Here is a 16,319-nt window from a genome sequence, read left to right on the forward strand (position 1 = left end):
ACCTGCGGCAAAAAAGATCATGCAGCCATTTCCGGAAAATCAATGCCCTTTTGACAGGGAGTAATCAAAAAAGGGGCACCAATTATCCATTCGGTAATCTTTGCCCTGGATATGGGCCTTAACCTCATCTCCCTGGGAATCCCTCAGACAGCCCCGCGCCCCCGTCCGCGGACCGGAAGGACGGTGTTCATTAATCGTCATCCCATAGCGTAGACGCCCTTTCCCCGGGTCCTTCTCCGTCAACAGCTGTACCGCATTTTTCCCCACCAGCCGGACAGACTTGATGGCAATATCCTCTCCCTCAGCCCCCACAAGGGAAAAACCATAATTGCCAGGATCGTCAACCGTCTTCGTGTCCAGAACCAAAGGGGGGCAGGGAGCATAAAATGCCACTTCCACCGTCCAACCCTTTCCGGACTTCCTGATTTTATGGGTCAGGGGATGCACGGGTTTCCAGTCCGCCCCATCCAACAGGACTTTCTTCATGACATAGCCCACATACTCCCCATAAAGGCGGGACATGGGCGCCGTCAAATGGACTCCGTCGCTATACTCGAAATGATACATCGGGGTCGTCATCACATACCGGCTGTCCTTCTCCAAAGCCATCTCCAGCTGTTCCAGGGCAATAGCCGGATAATCCGTAGGATTAAACTGATAATAATTCAAATGGGAACCAACCTGATAGCCGAAACAGACCACATCGTTTTTCTGCCCGGTCACGGCCCTGGCGTCATGATTTATGTCCCTGATCAGCTTTTCCATTTTTTCCCGGTACCATTCCCTCGTCTTTCTGTCCTGGTGATCCGTCTCTCCCTGGGTCCAGATAAACGCAGGCATGGAAAGGGTCTTCCCTTCCCGGTCAGCCAGTATTTTGGCGGCCTTCAAATCATCCAAAATGCGGTTGTAGGCTCCAGTTCCCCTGCCCAGGGAACCAAGGCTCGCCCCACCCACTCCCGTCGCAGAACAAATCAACCGGATACGGGAAGCCGTAACGGGAGAATAATGCTGCATCAGGCGGAACAAACGACAGGCAGCCCCGGATACGGGAGTTTCGCCGCGCGGACCGTTCACTCCTTCCTCCAGAGGAACCAGCATCTTGCGGTCACTGCCGTTCTCATACGCTCTCACCCCTCCCCTGAACATATACAAGCCCCCTTTCTCCTGCTTTTCCGTTACAACGGGCTTAGCCGTCCAGCCCACAGAAAGGGATTGACCGTAAGAAGTTAAATAATTCCAATCCGCCCACTCTGTTTTCCGGGAAGCACAGATGGATGCGGAAGCCGCCGCAGCCATGTGGAAAGCAAGCAAAATCAAGGTAACAGGAATATTCATCAGATAATTCAACGGACTCTGTCCGTGAACATACGTTAGCCGTTCCCTCTTTTTATCAATTCCTGAACACAAAGCTGTCCATCCATTGCTGCAGTACCATTACGCCAGGAAATACGGAATTGCCGTTCCAGCCGGGTCCACGCCATGTTTCGGTACCATGCCGTACCGGCAGGAAAACGCATTCAATATACCAACGGGATTTTTTATCCTCCAAAAGAAAGGCGGCAGAAACATTCTCCGTATTGAATAAACAACATGAACCATTTCCCGTCTATCAACGCCATATCCGCCTCCATCTGCCTTCTGGGATGCGGACTCGCCCTGCCTGTTTTCTCCCAACAGCCGGAAAAAGGAAAACCCGATGCCGCCCACATTTCCAAAACAAAAGCTGACTGGTGGAGCCAGAGGCACGCCCTGTTAAAGCAGACCCTGGCGGAAACACCATGCCAACTGCTGTTTATCGGCGATTCCATCACCCACCGCTGGGAAACCGACGGCAAAAAAATATGGTCCCAATATTTTTCCCCCTATGCTCCTGTCAATTTCGGGATAGGAGGCGACAGGACGGAACATGTATTGTGGCGCATTGACGATTCTGCCCTTAAAACGCCTCATTCCCCCCAAGTATGCGTTATCATGGTGGGCACCAATAACACAGGGCAATACAAAGGCAGGCAGACCCCGCAGGAAACGGCGGAGGGTATCCGGGAAATAGCTTCCCGGGTCCATCGGCTCCACCCCGCCACTGAAATTATTCTTCTGCACATCTTTCCCCGGGGGAAAACGGCGGAAGACCCCCTGCGCATCCAAAATGAAATGATCAACAGGGAGCTGGACAAAACAAATATGCCGAGAGTCCATGTCGTCAACATTAATTCCGCATTCCTGGACAAGGACGGCACTTTCCTGCCGGGAATTACCGGGGACCTCGTCCACCTTACAGAAAAAGGCTACCGTCTCTGGGCGGACGCACTGCTGCCGGAAATCAAAAAATACATGAAGTAAGTCCGCTACCCCCTTCCGCCCGGCCAACGGCCAATTCGGCCTCATCTGCGCAGAAGCGGCCAGCCAATCATGGTTGTCACTCCCGCACATAAAAAACCGGAGGGATTATTTTCCCTCCGGTTTTCGGATACGGCCGTTAAAACCGTTTAAATTGTCTTAATCACGGAAGAGTCGTCATCATCCCTGTCCTCGGCAGAAGCGGCCTTCCTGGTGGGAACAGGCGTCTTCCTGACCTTTTCCAGAGCCTTGTCCACCGCCGCAATCACCTTGTCTTCCCCGGTCTTCTGACTGGACAACTCATTATAAATCTTTTCCTTGGCCTCATAATCGGCCTTGGCTGCCGCATCGCCGGGATTGGCCTTGAACTTGTCCTCCGCCTTGAACAAGGCCTCCTCCGCAGCCTGGAACTTTGGTTCCACCGCGTTTCTCTGGTCTTCCGCAGTCTGCTTGATGCGGCCCAGCAGGCGAATCACATACGGGCGGTTGCTGAGTCTCTTGAATGCGGAAACCAGAAACTGGCGGCGTTCGCTGGTTTTGGCATCCGCAATAAGGGGGTCAAACAACTTGAGCGTGGCGTTGTCATCCCGGTCACGGTCCACGGAGAGTACGCGGAGAATCGAATCATGGGCCTGGGAACGCACGCGTTCATGCAGGGATTCGTCTTTCCAGGCCTTGAACAGGTACGGAACGGCGTCATCCGTATTCCAGTCCCCCCAGGCGGTAATGATGGCAAGCGCCTTTTTGGTATCCTCCTTATAGCTCTTTTCCATCATGTCCAGCACCTTGGGATCACCGGTGCGGGCCAGCAGCTTGTAGAGCATTTTGACGTTTTCCTCCGGCATGTTTTTCTGATACTGGAGCAGTTTGGAGGAAAGCGCCTTGCGCTTGGCTGGAGGAGCTTCGTCAATCAGGTAGCGCGCCGTACGGAAAGCGGAGGAAATCAAATCCGGGGAAGCATCCTTCTTCTGGAGGATCTTCATCACGTCGTCAAGGTCGTCCAGCTTCATGGCAAAACGCATGTACTTGAGCACCACGGCCTGCTTGTCCTGGATCTTCTTATTCTTGCTTTCGCTGATGGAAGCGTACAGGTCTTTCAGCATGTCGCGCATGGCGGGGCTGGAAGACTTGGCCAAAAGGGTCACCATCATGGAATATTTTTCCTTACTGTACCTGCCGACATTTTTTTTCATGTCTTCCACCACCTGGCGGGCAATGTTGTCATCCATCTGGGCCATGATGGAAACCAGGTGGGCGGCGCCGGGCCAGTTTTCCCTGTTGCCCTTGACTCCCCTCACATTGGCGAGCAGCAGAGCGGCATCCTCCGCATCGGGAACGACTTTCACATCCGGAACACGGCTGAGATTCTTGGAGTCAAACAGACGGCTGCGGCCCAGTTTCCCGCCTTCCACGACCAGCGCATTCAGGCGGGCGTTCTCACCTTCCACCTTTTCTTTCTTGCTGCTGGTGCTCCATGCATAAATCCCTACGCCGGCAGCGATGACAACCAGGGCGCATACCCCATAAAGGACACCCCGCAGCAGGGATTTGGATTTATCCACGGAAGCGGCCATATCCCGGGCGGATTCCGTTCCGGCGGGAGGCTGAATACCGCCGTCGCCCGCCGGAGGAGCGCCAGAGGCAGGGGAAGCTCCCGCGGCAGCCACAGGCTGGGGAACCGCAGCGGGAGCCATGGGAGAAGCTGGTGCTGCCCCCACGGGGGATTTTAATACTTTCAGCTTGGGAACGGCGCTTTCCGGAGCGGCGGCCGGGGATTTCTCCGCCGCAGCGGGAGCCGCGTCCGTCTTGAAAACTTTCAATTTGGGAGCCCCCACCGCAGGAGCAGGCTCCGGAACAGACGGTTCCGGGGTCTGCACAGCCGCAGGCGCTACCCCTGCGGCCTGGGCCAGTGCAGCGGCCTGAGCCTCCGCCAGGGCTTTCTGGGCCTCCGCTACCTTGGCAAGGGCATCCTGAATCTGGGCATCCACGGAGGGCTCGGGCTGCGGAGCGGAAGCGGCTTCCTTTTTCTCCAGCTCCGCCGCAAGGCGTGCTCTTTCCTCTTCGGCAGCTACACGGGCGGCCTCCTTTTCTGCGGCAATGCGCGCGGCTTCGGCAGCCTCCTGCTCCGCCTTGATTCTTGCGGCTTCCTGCTCGGCAGCTATTCTCGCCGCCTCCTTTTCGGCAGCAATACGGGCAGCTTCCTGCTCGGCAGCCGCCTTTTCCGCAGCAATCCTGTCCGCCTCCGCCTGTTCCGCTGCGCGGCGGGCGGCTTCCTCCTGCTCCTGAGCCAGCTTGGCCTGCAACTCAGGAGTGAGAAAACGCGGCTTGACAACCTCCACGCCTTCCGCGGCGGGAGAAACAAACTTTACCTTGGGTGCGGCCGCAGGGGCTGCCGTTACCAAACGGCGTCGCAATTTGGGAGGTTCCGGCGAAGAAGGGGTTCCTGTCTGATCGGTCATCGTGATAAAATGGCTGGGAAATTGGAGTGATTTTATACGATTCCGCGGTCCCCTGCAACCTCAAAATACCGTCTGGAAAACGGGCGGGGAACAGCCGCCGTGCGTGGTTCAACAGGCAGATTGCGAAAAAAGGCTTCACCCGAGATATAACATGGAAAAGCGTTTAAATATCCCGCGTATTCTCCCGCAAAATCATAAAAAACACAATATGTTAACAACAACAATCATGAATAAAGTAAAGCGCCCGTAATAGAACTTCAAGAATACGTACCAGTCATTTAAGAATCCTCTTAAAAAATGTTATAACACATATACTTTTTTCTTGCCAGACCAAGGATGATTAGTTAAATAAATAACCACTCGTCAACATCATGAACTCCAACGACAGTACCAAAAATAAGAGGCGCTACACGCCTGAAGAAAAACAATCCGTTCTTGATTTCATTGCTGAACGGAAAACCCAAAACAAAAGGGGTGCCCAGAAAGAAGCCGCCGAACGCTTCGGCATCAGCACGGTGACCATCTCAAGCTGGATGAAGGCATCCAAGGCCAAGCGCGGCCGCAAGCCCGGCACCAAAAATACAACTGCTCCCAAAACACAGCCTCTCGCAGCCGCCCAACCCGCCGACCTGCGCCGCCTGGCGGCCGTTCTGGAAGAAATCGCCGACCTTGAAGCCCAGACAGCCAAACTCGACACCCTGCGCACTGAAGCGGAGGAACTCAAGAACAGGCTGACTGCCAAGCAGGCCTGATTGCTTTTATTCCTTCCTTTTCCGGAAAACCGGCTTCCCCTGACAAGGGAAGCCGGTTATTTTCTTTACGGAGATCGCGCTTGCCCCCCCGGAACAATTCCTTTAATATCCGCCGTCGTGACTCAACCCGCCCACATTGCTCCCGCGAGTCAGTCTGTGGAAGGCATGTATGCCGACTACTTTCTGGATTACGCCTCGTATGTCATTCTGGAACGGGCCGTACCCAAGATCAATGACGGGTTTAAACCTGTGCAGCGCCGTATTCTGCACGCCATGGACCGCCTGGACGACGGGCGTTATAATAAAGTGGCTAATATCGTGGGAGACACGATGAAATTCCATCCGCACGGCGACCGTTCCATTGCAGACGCGCTGGTGGGGCTGGGACAAAAAGGGCTGCTTATCGACACGCAGGGGAACTGGGGCAATATTCTGACAGGCGACCCCGCAGCGGCTTCCCGCTATATTGAAGCCCGCTTCACCTCCTTTGCGCGTGACGTAGTATTCAGCCCCAAAGTCACGGAATGGCAGCTCTCCTATGACGGCAGGAACAAGGAACCGGTCAGCCTTCCCGTCAAATTCCCCCTTCTTCTCGCTCAGGGAGCGGAAGGCATCGCCGTGGGGCTTTCCAGTAAAATTCTTCCCCACAACTTCAATGAGTTGATTGAAGCCTCCATCGCCTACTTACGCGGCCAGCCCTTCCAGCTTCTGCCGGACTTTCCGACCGGAGGCGTGATGGATGCCACCAACTACCGTGACGGAGAACGAGGAACGGGCCGCGTCCGCATCAGGGCGCGCATCCTCACGGAATCGAAGAAACTTCTCCGCATCACGGAAATCCCGTTCGGCGTCACCACGGAAATCTTAATTGATTCCATTGTCTCCGCTGCGGAAAAGGGAAAAATTAAAATCGCCCGCATTGAGGACAATACGGCCCAGCATGTGGACATCCTGGTCCATCTCCCGGCCGGAGCGGATCCGGAGCAGACGAGGAAAGCCCTGTTCGCCTTCTCCGCTTGTGAAGTCAGCATCTCCCCGAATGCCTGCGTCATTGTGGAGGAAAAACCCAGGTTCATGTGTGTCAGCGACATCCTGCGCTACAATACGGACTCCACCAAGGAAATCCTGCGCCAGGAGCAGGAAATCCGACTCAAGGAACTGAACGAGGCGTGGCACCAGGCAAGCCTGGAAAAAATATTCATTGAAAACCGCATCTACCTCTCCATAGAAGATTCCGAAACGTGGGAAGAAGTGCTCGGCACCATTGACCGGGAATTGCAGCCGTTTGCATCCCGGCTGCGCGCCCCCATTACCAGGGACGACCTGGTAAGGCTGACGGAAATCAAAATCAAGCGGATTTCCAAATTTGACGCTTTCAAGGCGGACCAGCACATCCGCCAGCTTGAAGAGGACATCGAACAAACGCAGAAGAACCTCAACCAGCTTACCAAATTCACTATCCGCTGGTTTGAAGCCCTGCGTAAAAAATACGGCGCCGCCTATCCGCGGAAAACGGAAATTTCCTCCTTCGGCTCCGTAAACCGCGCGCAGGTGGCTGTTGCCAATGAAACATTGTATATTGATGACGAAGGCTTTGCCGGTTACGGCGTCAAGAAGGGAAACCCTGTCTGCAAATGCTCCACGCTGGATGACGTGTTGATCATTGACAATGCAGGCGTGCTCAAAATCGTGCGGATTCAGGACAAATTTTTCGCTGGTAAAAACCCCCTTTATATTTCCGTCATCAAAAAAGGGGACGACCCCGTGTTCAACCTGATTTACCGGGACGGAAAAGACGGCCCCGTGTACGCCAAGCGTTTCCGCATAGGAGGGTTCACCAGGGACAAGGAATATCCGCTTACCCGAGGCGCAAAGGGAACGCGCATCTTCCACTTCTCCGTGCATGAAACGGAGGAAAACAGTTCCCAGATAAGCGTAAACGTTTATCTGAAAGCCGTTCTGAAACTCCGTAACCTGATCAGGCCCTTCCACTTCGCGGACCTGAGAATCAAAAACCGCGGTGCCCAAGGAAATATCATTACCAGGCATCCTGTGGAACGCGTCTCCCGCATCATGCCTCCGGCCAAGTCCGGAAATGAGGAAACGGAAGGGCCAACAACCGCTCCTTCCGCAACAGCGGAACGGACGGAAGGCTCACCCGCCCCCTCCGCGGAAACGCTGCATCCTGAAACAGCCCCACATTTGGAGGAACCGCCTGCCGATCCGCCGCTGGAACAGGGCTCCCTGTTTGACTCCTGAAACGTTTTCAATCTCTTAAAATGGAAATATCCATGCCTGACTATCCATTTTCGGCTTGCCACAACGGGCCATCTTCTGTAGATATGGACCACCTCATTACCATGCCGCTTTAGCTCAGTGGTAGAGCACCCGCCTTGTAAGCGGACGGTCGTCAGTTCAAATCTGACAAGCGGCTCCATCATAACCCGCTCAAGGTCAATCCTTGAGCGGGTTGCTTTTATGAGGCGTGCGCCATTACTCGTTCCCATGAATTTCCGGCGTGCCGCTTTTGAACATTCATCATCCATTCATATCTCCGGCGGAATGCGGCAGCCGCAGGAAGCAAAGCGGGACGCAACATCTGGCAAGAGGCCATTCCACCCACAGGCATCCCCGTCAACTTCCGGCAGCGAAGGGCCATTCCCGGAGCGGGAAGAAGGTTCCGTTGGCGATAACGCCGCCTCAGCAAGCCGTTTCCCCCCTTGAATACGCCTCCATTGCCATTTCGACCAAGGGAACCATGATTCAAGCCAATGGATACTACAGAAAAAAAGATGGCCGCGGCTATCCTCCGGTTTGAAGACAGCCGCGTTACCGGGCCGGATTCCCTGCGCGTTTCTCGCCTTCCTGCCGCCGACAAGGGCGGCAAGTGGGAGATTTGCGGCATTTGCGACGGTATTGAACCGACCGTGTTTAACAGATTGAAGGCCCTGCTGGATGCCGGAAGACGTGAAGAGGCCTGGGAAGGTTGTCTCCAGTATGTCCTGGATAATACCGCCGCCGTGCGTTCCTGGCTGGGTTCCGACGCTTATCCTGGCGTTGAATTCATCCTGCGCGACCATTTTTTCAATTCCGGGAGCAGGAATACCGGGAAGATTTTGCAGCGCGCGCTGAACATTCACGGCGCCGGGCTTGTGGTGGACGGCATCCCGGGAAAACAAACCCGGCAGATGTTGCAAACCGTTCTCGCCCAAACGGGAGAGTCCGAATTTCTCTCCACTCTGAACGAACGGCGCAAATCATTTTACCATTCTTGCAAACAGTTCCCCGTGTTCGGCAAAGGATGGCTGAACCGCAGCAATGAGGCATACCGGTTCGCACAATCCCTGATTTAGGGAAGTTCCTGCAAAAAACTCCCGGAAAAGGAGTACAGGAAAATTTAACCATCGTTGCAGCAACCTGTTTCCATGCGCCGGATGCCATGAAAGAGCCTCCGTGCAAACATCCGCACGGAAGCTCTTTCATTAACAGGATCAGGAAAACGCTTCGTCCCCCACAAATGCTCCCAGCAGACGGCAAAACCGGGAAGCAGGTAATTTTACCAATCTCCCGTCCCCCCGCTTGCCATGCTGGGTCAGAATCCAGGGCAGGGAAAGAATCTCCCGTTTATAAGCCAGCAATTCCCGTACATCTCCCGCCAGAAAATGGAGATGCCAGGCATCACACCGTCCCGGCTCAAAACGGAAGCGGACATCGACAACCTTTCCGAAAGGTGCGGCGGAATCCACCCTGCGCGCCATCAGGACAAGCTCCGGAGTACGGATATAGACATCCTGGAGGCGGCCGTCTTCCTCCATTTCTTCCACCCTCCGGCCTGCAGCCAGATAATAGGAAAAGGCGGCAGATAAAGCGTTCATACCCAGTTTTTTCTTATGCCGCCCCAACCGCTGGCTCACCGGACAATCCCCATCGGAACGGCTCCTGAAGAGCCGTTTTTCCTGAAACCGCCGGGGCAAAAGATCGGACGGCGCCCAGTCATTTACCCTGCCGGATTTTCCGGATAACCGGAGGCATCTCCGTTTTCGGCTGTTTCTGGGAGTAGGACAAATGCCCCGGTTCCAGCACCAGGCAGGAATCGTCCCTGCATATCTCCGCCCGCTCTGCAGTCACGTCTACGGTATGCCCGCAGCCGGAGAGGAGGGAGGACGCCGCATAAGCCGCTCCGGCCAGAACCACCCACAAGAGACGTTCCCACCAGGTCAATCCGGGTCGTGTTCCGCTTTTTTCATAAGCGTTTTTCATGCCCTGTTTTCCTGCCTCCAGAGCCGCTTTCTTTTGTTCTTCTGTCAAATTGAAGTCCATTTGAGAGAGGGGGTGAGTGGTTTCAGGAATTCTCGCGCATGTTGTGCCGCAACGGTTCCGCGGGGAAAACTGGCGCTGCGGCAGGACTGTTTATTGCTATTCATTTTGTTCTTTTTTTGTTCATTGCCCGGAAACGGCCTTTGCCGGCATGGAACCGGCGGTGACATCAGACCGCTCCCGGACACAGACATCCTTGCCCTGCCCTTGGGGCGGGAGCAACACGCCTGATACGTCCGGGAACAAGGAATATTCCGCCAGAGACAAACGCCGGAATTTCCGCCGCGGATAACAAATACCCTGTTGAAAACGGAACCGGTTCATGCTAGTCTCTTCCCTGCTATGGCAAAACCGGCTCTGGGGAAAGGCTTTGACGCCCTTATCAATCAAAATTTGTCTCGTGAATCCTTGGCGGCTCCCCAGGCGGGAGACGTTGTGCATCAGCTATCCCATGCCGCCATTATTCCCAGCTCCCTGCAGCCGCGCGCCATTTTCACGCCGGAACAACTGGCGGAACTTGTAGATTCCATCAAGGAACACGGCATCATCCAGCCTTTAATCGTCCGTGAAACGCAAAACGGCAAATATGAACTGATTGCCGGGGAAAGGCGCTGGAGAGCCTCCGGCATCCTGGGGCTGTCCACCGTGCCCGCCATCATCCGGGAAGCTTCCGACAAGGACGTGCTGGAATTGGCCCTGATTGAAAACCTCCAGCGGGAAAACCTCAGCCCGCTGGAAGAAGCCGCCGGCTATATGCGCCTGAAAACGGAGTTCCGCATGAAACAGGGAGACATCGCCAAGCGCGTAGGCAAATCCCGCGCCGCCGTAGCCAACAGCATGCGGCTGCTCGACCTGCCGCAGCCGGTTCAGGACATGCTGGGCAATACCTTTATCAGCGTAGGGCATGCCAAGGTACTTCTCTCCCTCAAAAACAAGGACCAGCAAATCCAGCTCGGGCGCGACATCGTCAACAAGGGCTACACCGTCCGCCAGACGGAAAAGGCCATTCAGAAGATGCTCAACCCGCCGGATCCGGCTCCCGCTAAAAAGCCGTCCTCCCCTCAGTACAAGAAAATTTCCGGCATCCTCGCCAAACAATTCGGAACTCCGGTGAACATCTCCGGCCAGGGAAGCCGGGGCTCCATCGAAATCACCTTCTCCAGCAAAGCGGAATTCATCCGCATCCTTGAGCTTCTGGGCCAGGATGAATGGCCCGATTCCAAGTAAACTTCCTCCCCCCTTTTCCATGACGCCCCGCATCGGACTTCTCCTGTTCACGGCCCTGCTGATGCAGTGCGAAAACCCCGTGGAAACGCCCCTGCCCGGTGTGGAAACCGTTCCCGCGCAAATCCGGCAGACGGACTGTTTCAATGGAGGAAACGCTCTGTTCCACGCCGCGCGGATAACGGAAATGGGGAACCGCGCTTCAGGCACTCCCGGTTACCGCAGGCAGATGGACTACCTGAAGGAGGAACTGACCAAATACGGCTGGACCTGCCGGGAACAGGATTTTGAAAAGGAAACGCCCCAGGGCCCCGTCCGTTTCGTCAACCTGAGGGCTCGTTTTGGCAAGGCTCCAAATTTCCTGGATCCGGTTCGAGGCCTGCTGACCTGCCATATTGACACCAAGCGGGGCATTGACGGATTCACCGGAGCCAATGACGGAGCATCGGGAGCTGCGGCCATTCTGGAGACAGCCCGCATTCTGTCCGGAGACCCCGCACGCGCCAGAAATTTGGAGCTTGTGTTTTTTGACGGGGAAGAAAGTTTTGCGGAACATATGGACAGCGACGACGGCCTGTACGGCTCCAGGCATTACGCATCCTCCATGCAACAACCGCTCCCCAAATGGATAATCAATCTGGACATGGTGGGGCGGCAGGGTAAAAAGATACGCATCCCGGCCATGACGCCCCAATCCATGTACCGGGTTTATTCCCGCGCTATCCGTGAACTGGGTTATTCCCCGGAAGAATGGGGAGTATCCGGCTATGCCATCCTGGATGACCACGTTCCTTTCATGGAGCGCGGCGTGGACACGCTGAACCTGATTGACGACTTCCAGGACGGCAACTGGTGGCACACCTCCAAGGATAACATCGGCATTCTGGGCGAAAAATCCTTCCAGCAAACCGGAGAAATGACCCTTCATATCCTCCGGCAACTGCTGCCCGGACCGCCCTCCACCTGACCAGGCAGCTCTGACCCTCCAATTATCCCTGTCCCGCCATGTCCTTCAACTCTCCCTGGCTGCTGTGGGCTCTCTTTGCAGCCTCCGTTCCCATCATCATCCACCTGGTCAACCGGTGGCGGCACCGTTCCGTCCCCTGGGCGGCCATGGAATTCCTTCTCCGTGCGGCCAGGGAAACACGTGGAACGAAAAAACTGCTGCACTATCTGATTCTGGCGCTGCGCGTGATGGCCGTGGCGGCACTGGTAACGGCCTTTGCGCGGCCCCTGCTCGGAAGCTTCTTCGGCTGGGGAAGCTCCGGATTGAATGAAGTCCTGCTGGTTCTGGATCGTTCCGCCTCCATGGATGCCCATCCGGACAAAACCAGCTCCCTTCGGGATGCCATCCCCCCTCTGGTGGAATCCACTTTCGCGCAGCTCGGCCACTGCCGCCTTTCCCTGCTTGATTCCGCCACTGGAACCGTTACCCAGATTCCCGCTCCGGAAGCCCTGGCGGACCTGACTGTAAGCAAGACAACGGATGGAGGCGCAGATATTCCGGCACTTCTGCAAAAAGCCATCCCGTACCTGGAAGAATCCGGCGCAGGAAAGACGGAAATCTGGATTGCCTCGGACATGCAGGCCTCTTCCTGGAAGCCAGACTCCCCTCTCTGGCCCGGTGTGCGCCAGAGGCTGGCCGCCCTTCCCCTGCCCCCTTCCATCCGCATCATGGCCCTCCGCGACAGGCCGGAAAGCAACCGCGGCATCAGAGTCCGGCAGGCTCAGGTAAATAACGGGAAACTGGTGCTGGATATGGAAGTGCTGCGGCAGGGGTTCAATCCCAACCAGCCGGAGGACGTGCCGGTGCAGCTTTCCGTGGATAACGCCTCCACCGCTGCCACGCTGCAACTGGCAGGGGAAAACACCTCCATCCGGAAAGAAATCCCCCTGCCGCAGGGCAAGGAATCCGGCTTCGGCTTCGTTGCGCTTCCTCATGACGACTTCATCAGGGATGACATTTCCTTCTTCACCTTCGCCCCCAGGCCTCTCGCCAACATCCTGATTTTCGGTCCTTCGGGAGAAGTGGGGAAAACCCTTTCCCTGATGTCCGCCCCTCCCGGCCTGGCCAGCAGGAAAGCCACGATGCCCGGCAATACGCGGGAAGCTCAGGCTAATCTGGCCTCCCAGTCCATGGTCGTTTGGTACGGGCCGCCACCGCGCGCGGAAATGGGGAAAAAACTCCAGACATACATTGAAGAAGGAGGAATAGCCCTTTTCCTGCCTGACGACACGGAACACGGAACACGGCATTCCTTCCTGGGCGTTTCCTGGGGCGCAACGGAGACGGCTCCGTCCGAACAATACTACCGTCTGGAAACGTGGGACCGGCAAAGGGGATTCCTCCGCGACGGTTCCGATCAGACACCCATCCCCGCCAACCGTCTCCGCGCCGTGCGCAGGAAACCCCTGCTGGGCAAATACCGCACTCTGGCCTCCTGGGATGACGGTTCCTGTGCCCTGGCCCAGGTCAGGGCCGGAACGGGGTCCGCTCTGTTCCTGGGAACGCTGCCCAGATATTCCTGGTCCAACCTGGCGGACGGCCACCTGCTGCTCCCCCTGCTCCAGCGTATGGCGGACCGGGGGGCGGAACGCTTTTCCACCTCCATTTCCCTACGGGTGAATGACGCCTCCCTGCCGCAATCCGCCACGGATACCCCCGTGCGCCTGGATAATGCCCAGGGAAGCCACCCCTCCGGTTCTCCGGCTGATACGGCGGGCGTGTACCGACTGGGAGGACAGACCTACGCCGTGAACCGTCCCTGGCCGGAAGACATGCCTGACCAGATTACGGATGAAAAACTCCACCTCCTTCTGCCGGAAGCTTCCATCAGTTCCATGCAGAGTGCAGAGGAAGCCCCCACCCTGGTGCAGGAAGCATGGAAGCTCTTCCTGTTCTTCGCCCTCGACTGCCTGCTGATGGAAGCCCTCCTGTGCCTGCCCGGCCAGACGGCCAAACTCCCCTCCCCCACCACCCGTCCATGAACCTGAGCCTTCAACCTACTGCGTCAAGCGTCATCCTGACCGTCCTGGTTATGGCGGCCGGCATCTGGATGAGCTATATCGCCTGCAAGCGCAACCGCCGGCCGCTGACATTCAAACTGGAAATTCTTCGCCTGGCAATCCTTGGCTTCATCTGCTTCCTGCTCTTCCAGCCGGAATGGCTCATCACCTCCTCCCCGCAGGAAAAACCCAAGGTTTCCATTCTGGAGGACCGCTCCGGCTCCATGGAAACGCAGGATGTGGAAATCTCCCCCCAGCATGTCGTCACACGCACGGCCTACGTGCAGGAACTGCTCAAGGGCAACAGTACGGAATCCCTCAAAGACACGCATGTAGTGGAATACGCCTCCTTCGGCGCGCCACCTGCGCCGGACTCTCCGGATTATGCCATGGCCGGCACAGACCTGGCCAAACCGCTGGAGGATGCCATGCAATCCTCCGACAACCTCCGGGCGGTCATCATGTTCACGGACGGCAGCCACAACGCCTCATCCTCCGTGCTGACGCAGGCCCAGCGCATGCGCACCAGGGGAATCCCCCTGTTCATCATTTCCGCAGGCAGCCCGTATCCCCTCCCGGACCTGGCCCTTCAGGACGTGAAAGCCCCCACTTACGGCATCATCGGGGAAACGGTGCAAATACCCTTTACCATTAAAAGCACGCTGGGCAAGGAAACGCGCGCCACGCTCACCATGATTTCCAGGGACACAGGGAAAACCGTCACCCGCACGGTCACCATTCCGGCCCAGGGAGAGGTATCCGACGCCGTTCTGTGGAAAATAGAAAAAGAAGGGGCGGAAACGCTGGAACTCAAACTCCCCGCCCAGCCCCAGGAACGGATGCACAATAATAACGCCTCTTCCTTCAGCATCTCCGGCAGGAGGGAATCCATCAAAGCACTGGTCATCGATACACTGCCGCGCTGGGAATACCGCTTCATCCGGAACGCCCTGTACCGGGATCCCGGCGTGAACGTGCACACCCTGCTCTTTCATCCGGAACTGGAAGAAATGGGGGAAGGCCCCGGATACCTGGTCAAATTCCCGGACAGAATGGAAGACCTGGCCCGGTATGACGTCATCTTCATCGGCGATGTGGGGCTGGGCTCCAAAGGGCTGACGGAAGAACAGGCCTCCCTGCTCAAAGGCATGGTAAAAAACCAGGCCAGCGGCATCGTCTTCCTCCCCGGCTACCAGGGCAGGCAAATGGAACTCCTGAAATCGGAACTGGGGGACCTGATGCCCGTTACATTTCTCAACACCAAACCGGAGGGGACAACCCAACCTTCCCCATCACCCCTTATCCTGACGCCGGAAGGCCGCGGCTCCCTGCTTACCATGCTGGCGGATACGGAGGGCGAAAACGAAGAAGTATGGCGCAATCTGCCGGGCTTCAACTGGTACGCCCCCGTGGAACGGACCAAAGCGGGAAGCACTGTCCTGGCCGTGCATGCGGCGGATAAGAATGCCTATGGCCGCATTCCCCTTATTGTCACCCAGTCCTGCGGCAACGGGAAAGTCCTCTTCATGGGAACGGATTCCGCCTGGCGATGGAGGCGCGGAGTAGAAGATAAATACCATTACCGTTTCTGGAGCCAGGTGGCCCGCTGGATGAGTTACCAGCGCAACATGGCCGCAGGAGAAAGAATCCGTCTGATTCCCACCCCGGAACGGCCCCGGCCGGGAGACACGCTGACCGTCACCGCCATGGTCTCCGACAAACTGGGGGCCCCTCTCCAGAATGGAGAGGTTTTTCTGGACATTACAACTCCGGAAGGAAGCTCCAGCCGCGTGCAAATGGACACGATGAACCATACATGGGGCTCCTTTACCGCCTCCGTCAAAATCAACCGTCCCGGCACCTGGAAGCTCACAGCTTCATCCTCTGCGGAACCGGATAAATCCGTTACGCTTCCCATCATCACCATGAGTGAAACGCTGGAAAAAATCGGCAGCCCCGTCAATACCGCGCTCATGGAGGAAATGGCCTCCATCACACGCGGGCGCATGGTAAAAGCTGAGGAAATACAGCGGCTCATTAAGGAAATCAGGGATCTCCCGGTGCCGCCGCCCATGGAAACGCGCATCCTGCTCTGGTGCAGCCCGTATACGCTCTCCATCCTCATCCTTCTGCTTACCCTGTTCTGGATAGGGAGAAAACTCAACGGCACCATTTGAGACGCAGGTTTCCCACACCTCCCCGGCAGGAGTTTTTCTTCCCTCCC

General features: G+C 56.5%; 12 protein-coding genes and 1 tRNA gene. 9 read left to right on the top strand and 4 right to left on the bottom strand.

The window, feature by feature from the left end; translation table 11 throughout:
- Positions 1-39: 39 nt before the first annotated feature.
- Positions 40-1,335, bottom strand: a complete 1,296-nt coding sequence (locus tag BHW66_RS03000; protein WP_143247044.1) for a sialate O-acetylesterase — start codon at positions 1,333-1,335, stop codon at positions 40-42.
- Positions 1,336-1,590: 255 nt separating this feature from the next.
- On the opposite strand from BHW66_RS03000, the gene BHW66_RS03005 reads away from it, so the two are divergent.
- Positions 1,591-2,340, top strand: a complete 750-nt coding sequence (locus BHW66_RS03005) for a GDSL-type esterase/lipase family protein (protein WP_012419184.1) — start codon at positions 1,591-1,593, stop codon at positions 2,338-2,340.
- 146 nt (positions 2,341-2,486) lie between these two features.
- Here the strand turns inward: BHW66_RS03005 and BHW66_RS03010 are convergent, their stop codons facing one another.
- A complete protein-coding gene (locus BHW66_RS03010; protein WP_146023948.1) occupies positions 2,487-4,796 on the bottom strand; it encodes a hypothetical protein in 2,310 nt (769 codons plus the stop codon).
- Between the two features lie 371 nt (positions 4,797-5,167).
- On the opposite strand from BHW66_RS03010, the gene BHW66_RS03015 reads away from it, so the two are divergent.
- The 4 genes from BHW66_RS03015 to BHW66_RS03030 all read left to right on the top strand — a co-directional run bounded on the left by BHW66_RS03015 (position 5,168) and on the right by BHW66_RS03030 (position 8,901).
- Entirely contained in the window at positions 5,168-5,548 is a 381-nt protein-coding gene (locus BHW66_RS03015; RefSeq protein ID WP_022198672.1) for a hypothetical protein, read from the top strand.
- Positions 5,549-5,665: 117 nt separating this feature from the next.
- Positions 5,666-7,807, top strand: a complete 2,142-nt coding sequence (locus BHW66_RS03020; protein WP_232051436.1) for a DNA gyrase/topoisomerase IV subunit A — start codon at positions 5,666-5,668, stop codon at positions 7,805-7,807.
- Positions 7,808-7,910: 103 nt separating this feature from the next.
- A tRNA-Thr gene (locus BHW66_RS03025) sits at positions 7,911-7,985 on the top strand.
- A gap of 334 nt (positions 7,986-8,319) precedes the next feature.
- Entirely contained in the window at positions 8,320-8,901 is a 582-nt protein-coding gene (locus BHW66_RS03030) for a putative peptidoglycan-binding domain-containing protein (RefSeq protein ID WP_233465502.1), read from the top strand.
- 138 nt (positions 8,902-9,039) lie between these two features.
- Here the strand turns inward: BHW66_RS03030 and BHW66_RS03035 are convergent, their stop codons facing one another.
- On the bottom strand, positions 9,040-9,423 hold the full coding sequence (locus BHW66_RS03035) for a hypothetical protein (RefSeq protein ID WP_022198675.1): 384 nt from the start codon (positions 9,421-9,423) through the stop codon (positions 9,040-9,042).
- 118 nt (positions 9,424-9,541) lie between these two features.
- Entirely contained in the window at positions 9,542-9,856 is a 315-nt protein-coding gene (locus BHW66_RS03040; RefSeq protein ID WP_128191260.1) for a hypothetical protein, read from the bottom strand.
- 351 nt (positions 9,857-10,207) lie between these two features.
- On the opposite strand from BHW66_RS03040, the gene BHW66_RS03045 reads away from it, so the two are divergent.
- The 4 genes from BHW66_RS03045 to BHW66_RS03060 are packed head-to-tail and all read left to right on the top strand — an operon-like array spanning position 10,208 to position 16,272.
- Positions 10,208-11,092 carry a ParB/RepB/Spo0J family partition protein gene (locus BHW66_RS03045; RefSeq protein ID WP_022198677.1) on the top strand — a complete coding sequence of 295 codons (885 nt, stop codon included), beginning with the start codon at positions 10,208-10,210 and terminating at the stop codon, positions 11,090-11,092.
- A gap of 19 nt (positions 11,093-11,111) precedes the next feature.
- On the top strand, positions 11,112-12,056 hold the full coding sequence (locus BHW66_RS03050; protein ID WP_022198678.1) for a M28 family peptidase: 945 nt from the start codon (positions 11,112-11,114) through the stop codon (positions 12,054-12,056).
- Between the two features lie 38 nt (positions 12,057-12,094).
- Positions 12,095-14,077: a BatA and WFA domain-containing protein gene (locus tag BHW66_RS03055; protein ID WP_046435959.1), complete on the top strand. Its 1,983-nt coding sequence runs from the start codon at positions 12,095-12,097 to the stop codon at positions 14,075-14,077.
- Positions 14,026-16,272 carry a hypothetical protein gene (locus BHW66_RS03060; RefSeq protein WP_128191261.1) on the top strand — a complete coding sequence of 749 codons (2,247 nt, stop codon included), beginning with the start codon at positions 14,026-14,028 and terminating at the stop codon, positions 16,270-16,272. Before BHW66_RS03055 ends, BHW66_RS03060 begins: the two co-directional genes overlap by 52 nt.
- Positions 16,273-16,319 lie beyond the last annotated feature (47 nt).

This window comes from Akkermansia sp. 54_46 (assembly GCF_001917295.1).
Lineage (GTDB): Bacteria > Verrucomicrobiota > Verrucomicrobiia > Verrucomicrobiales > Akkermansiaceae > Akkermansia > Akkermansia muciniphila.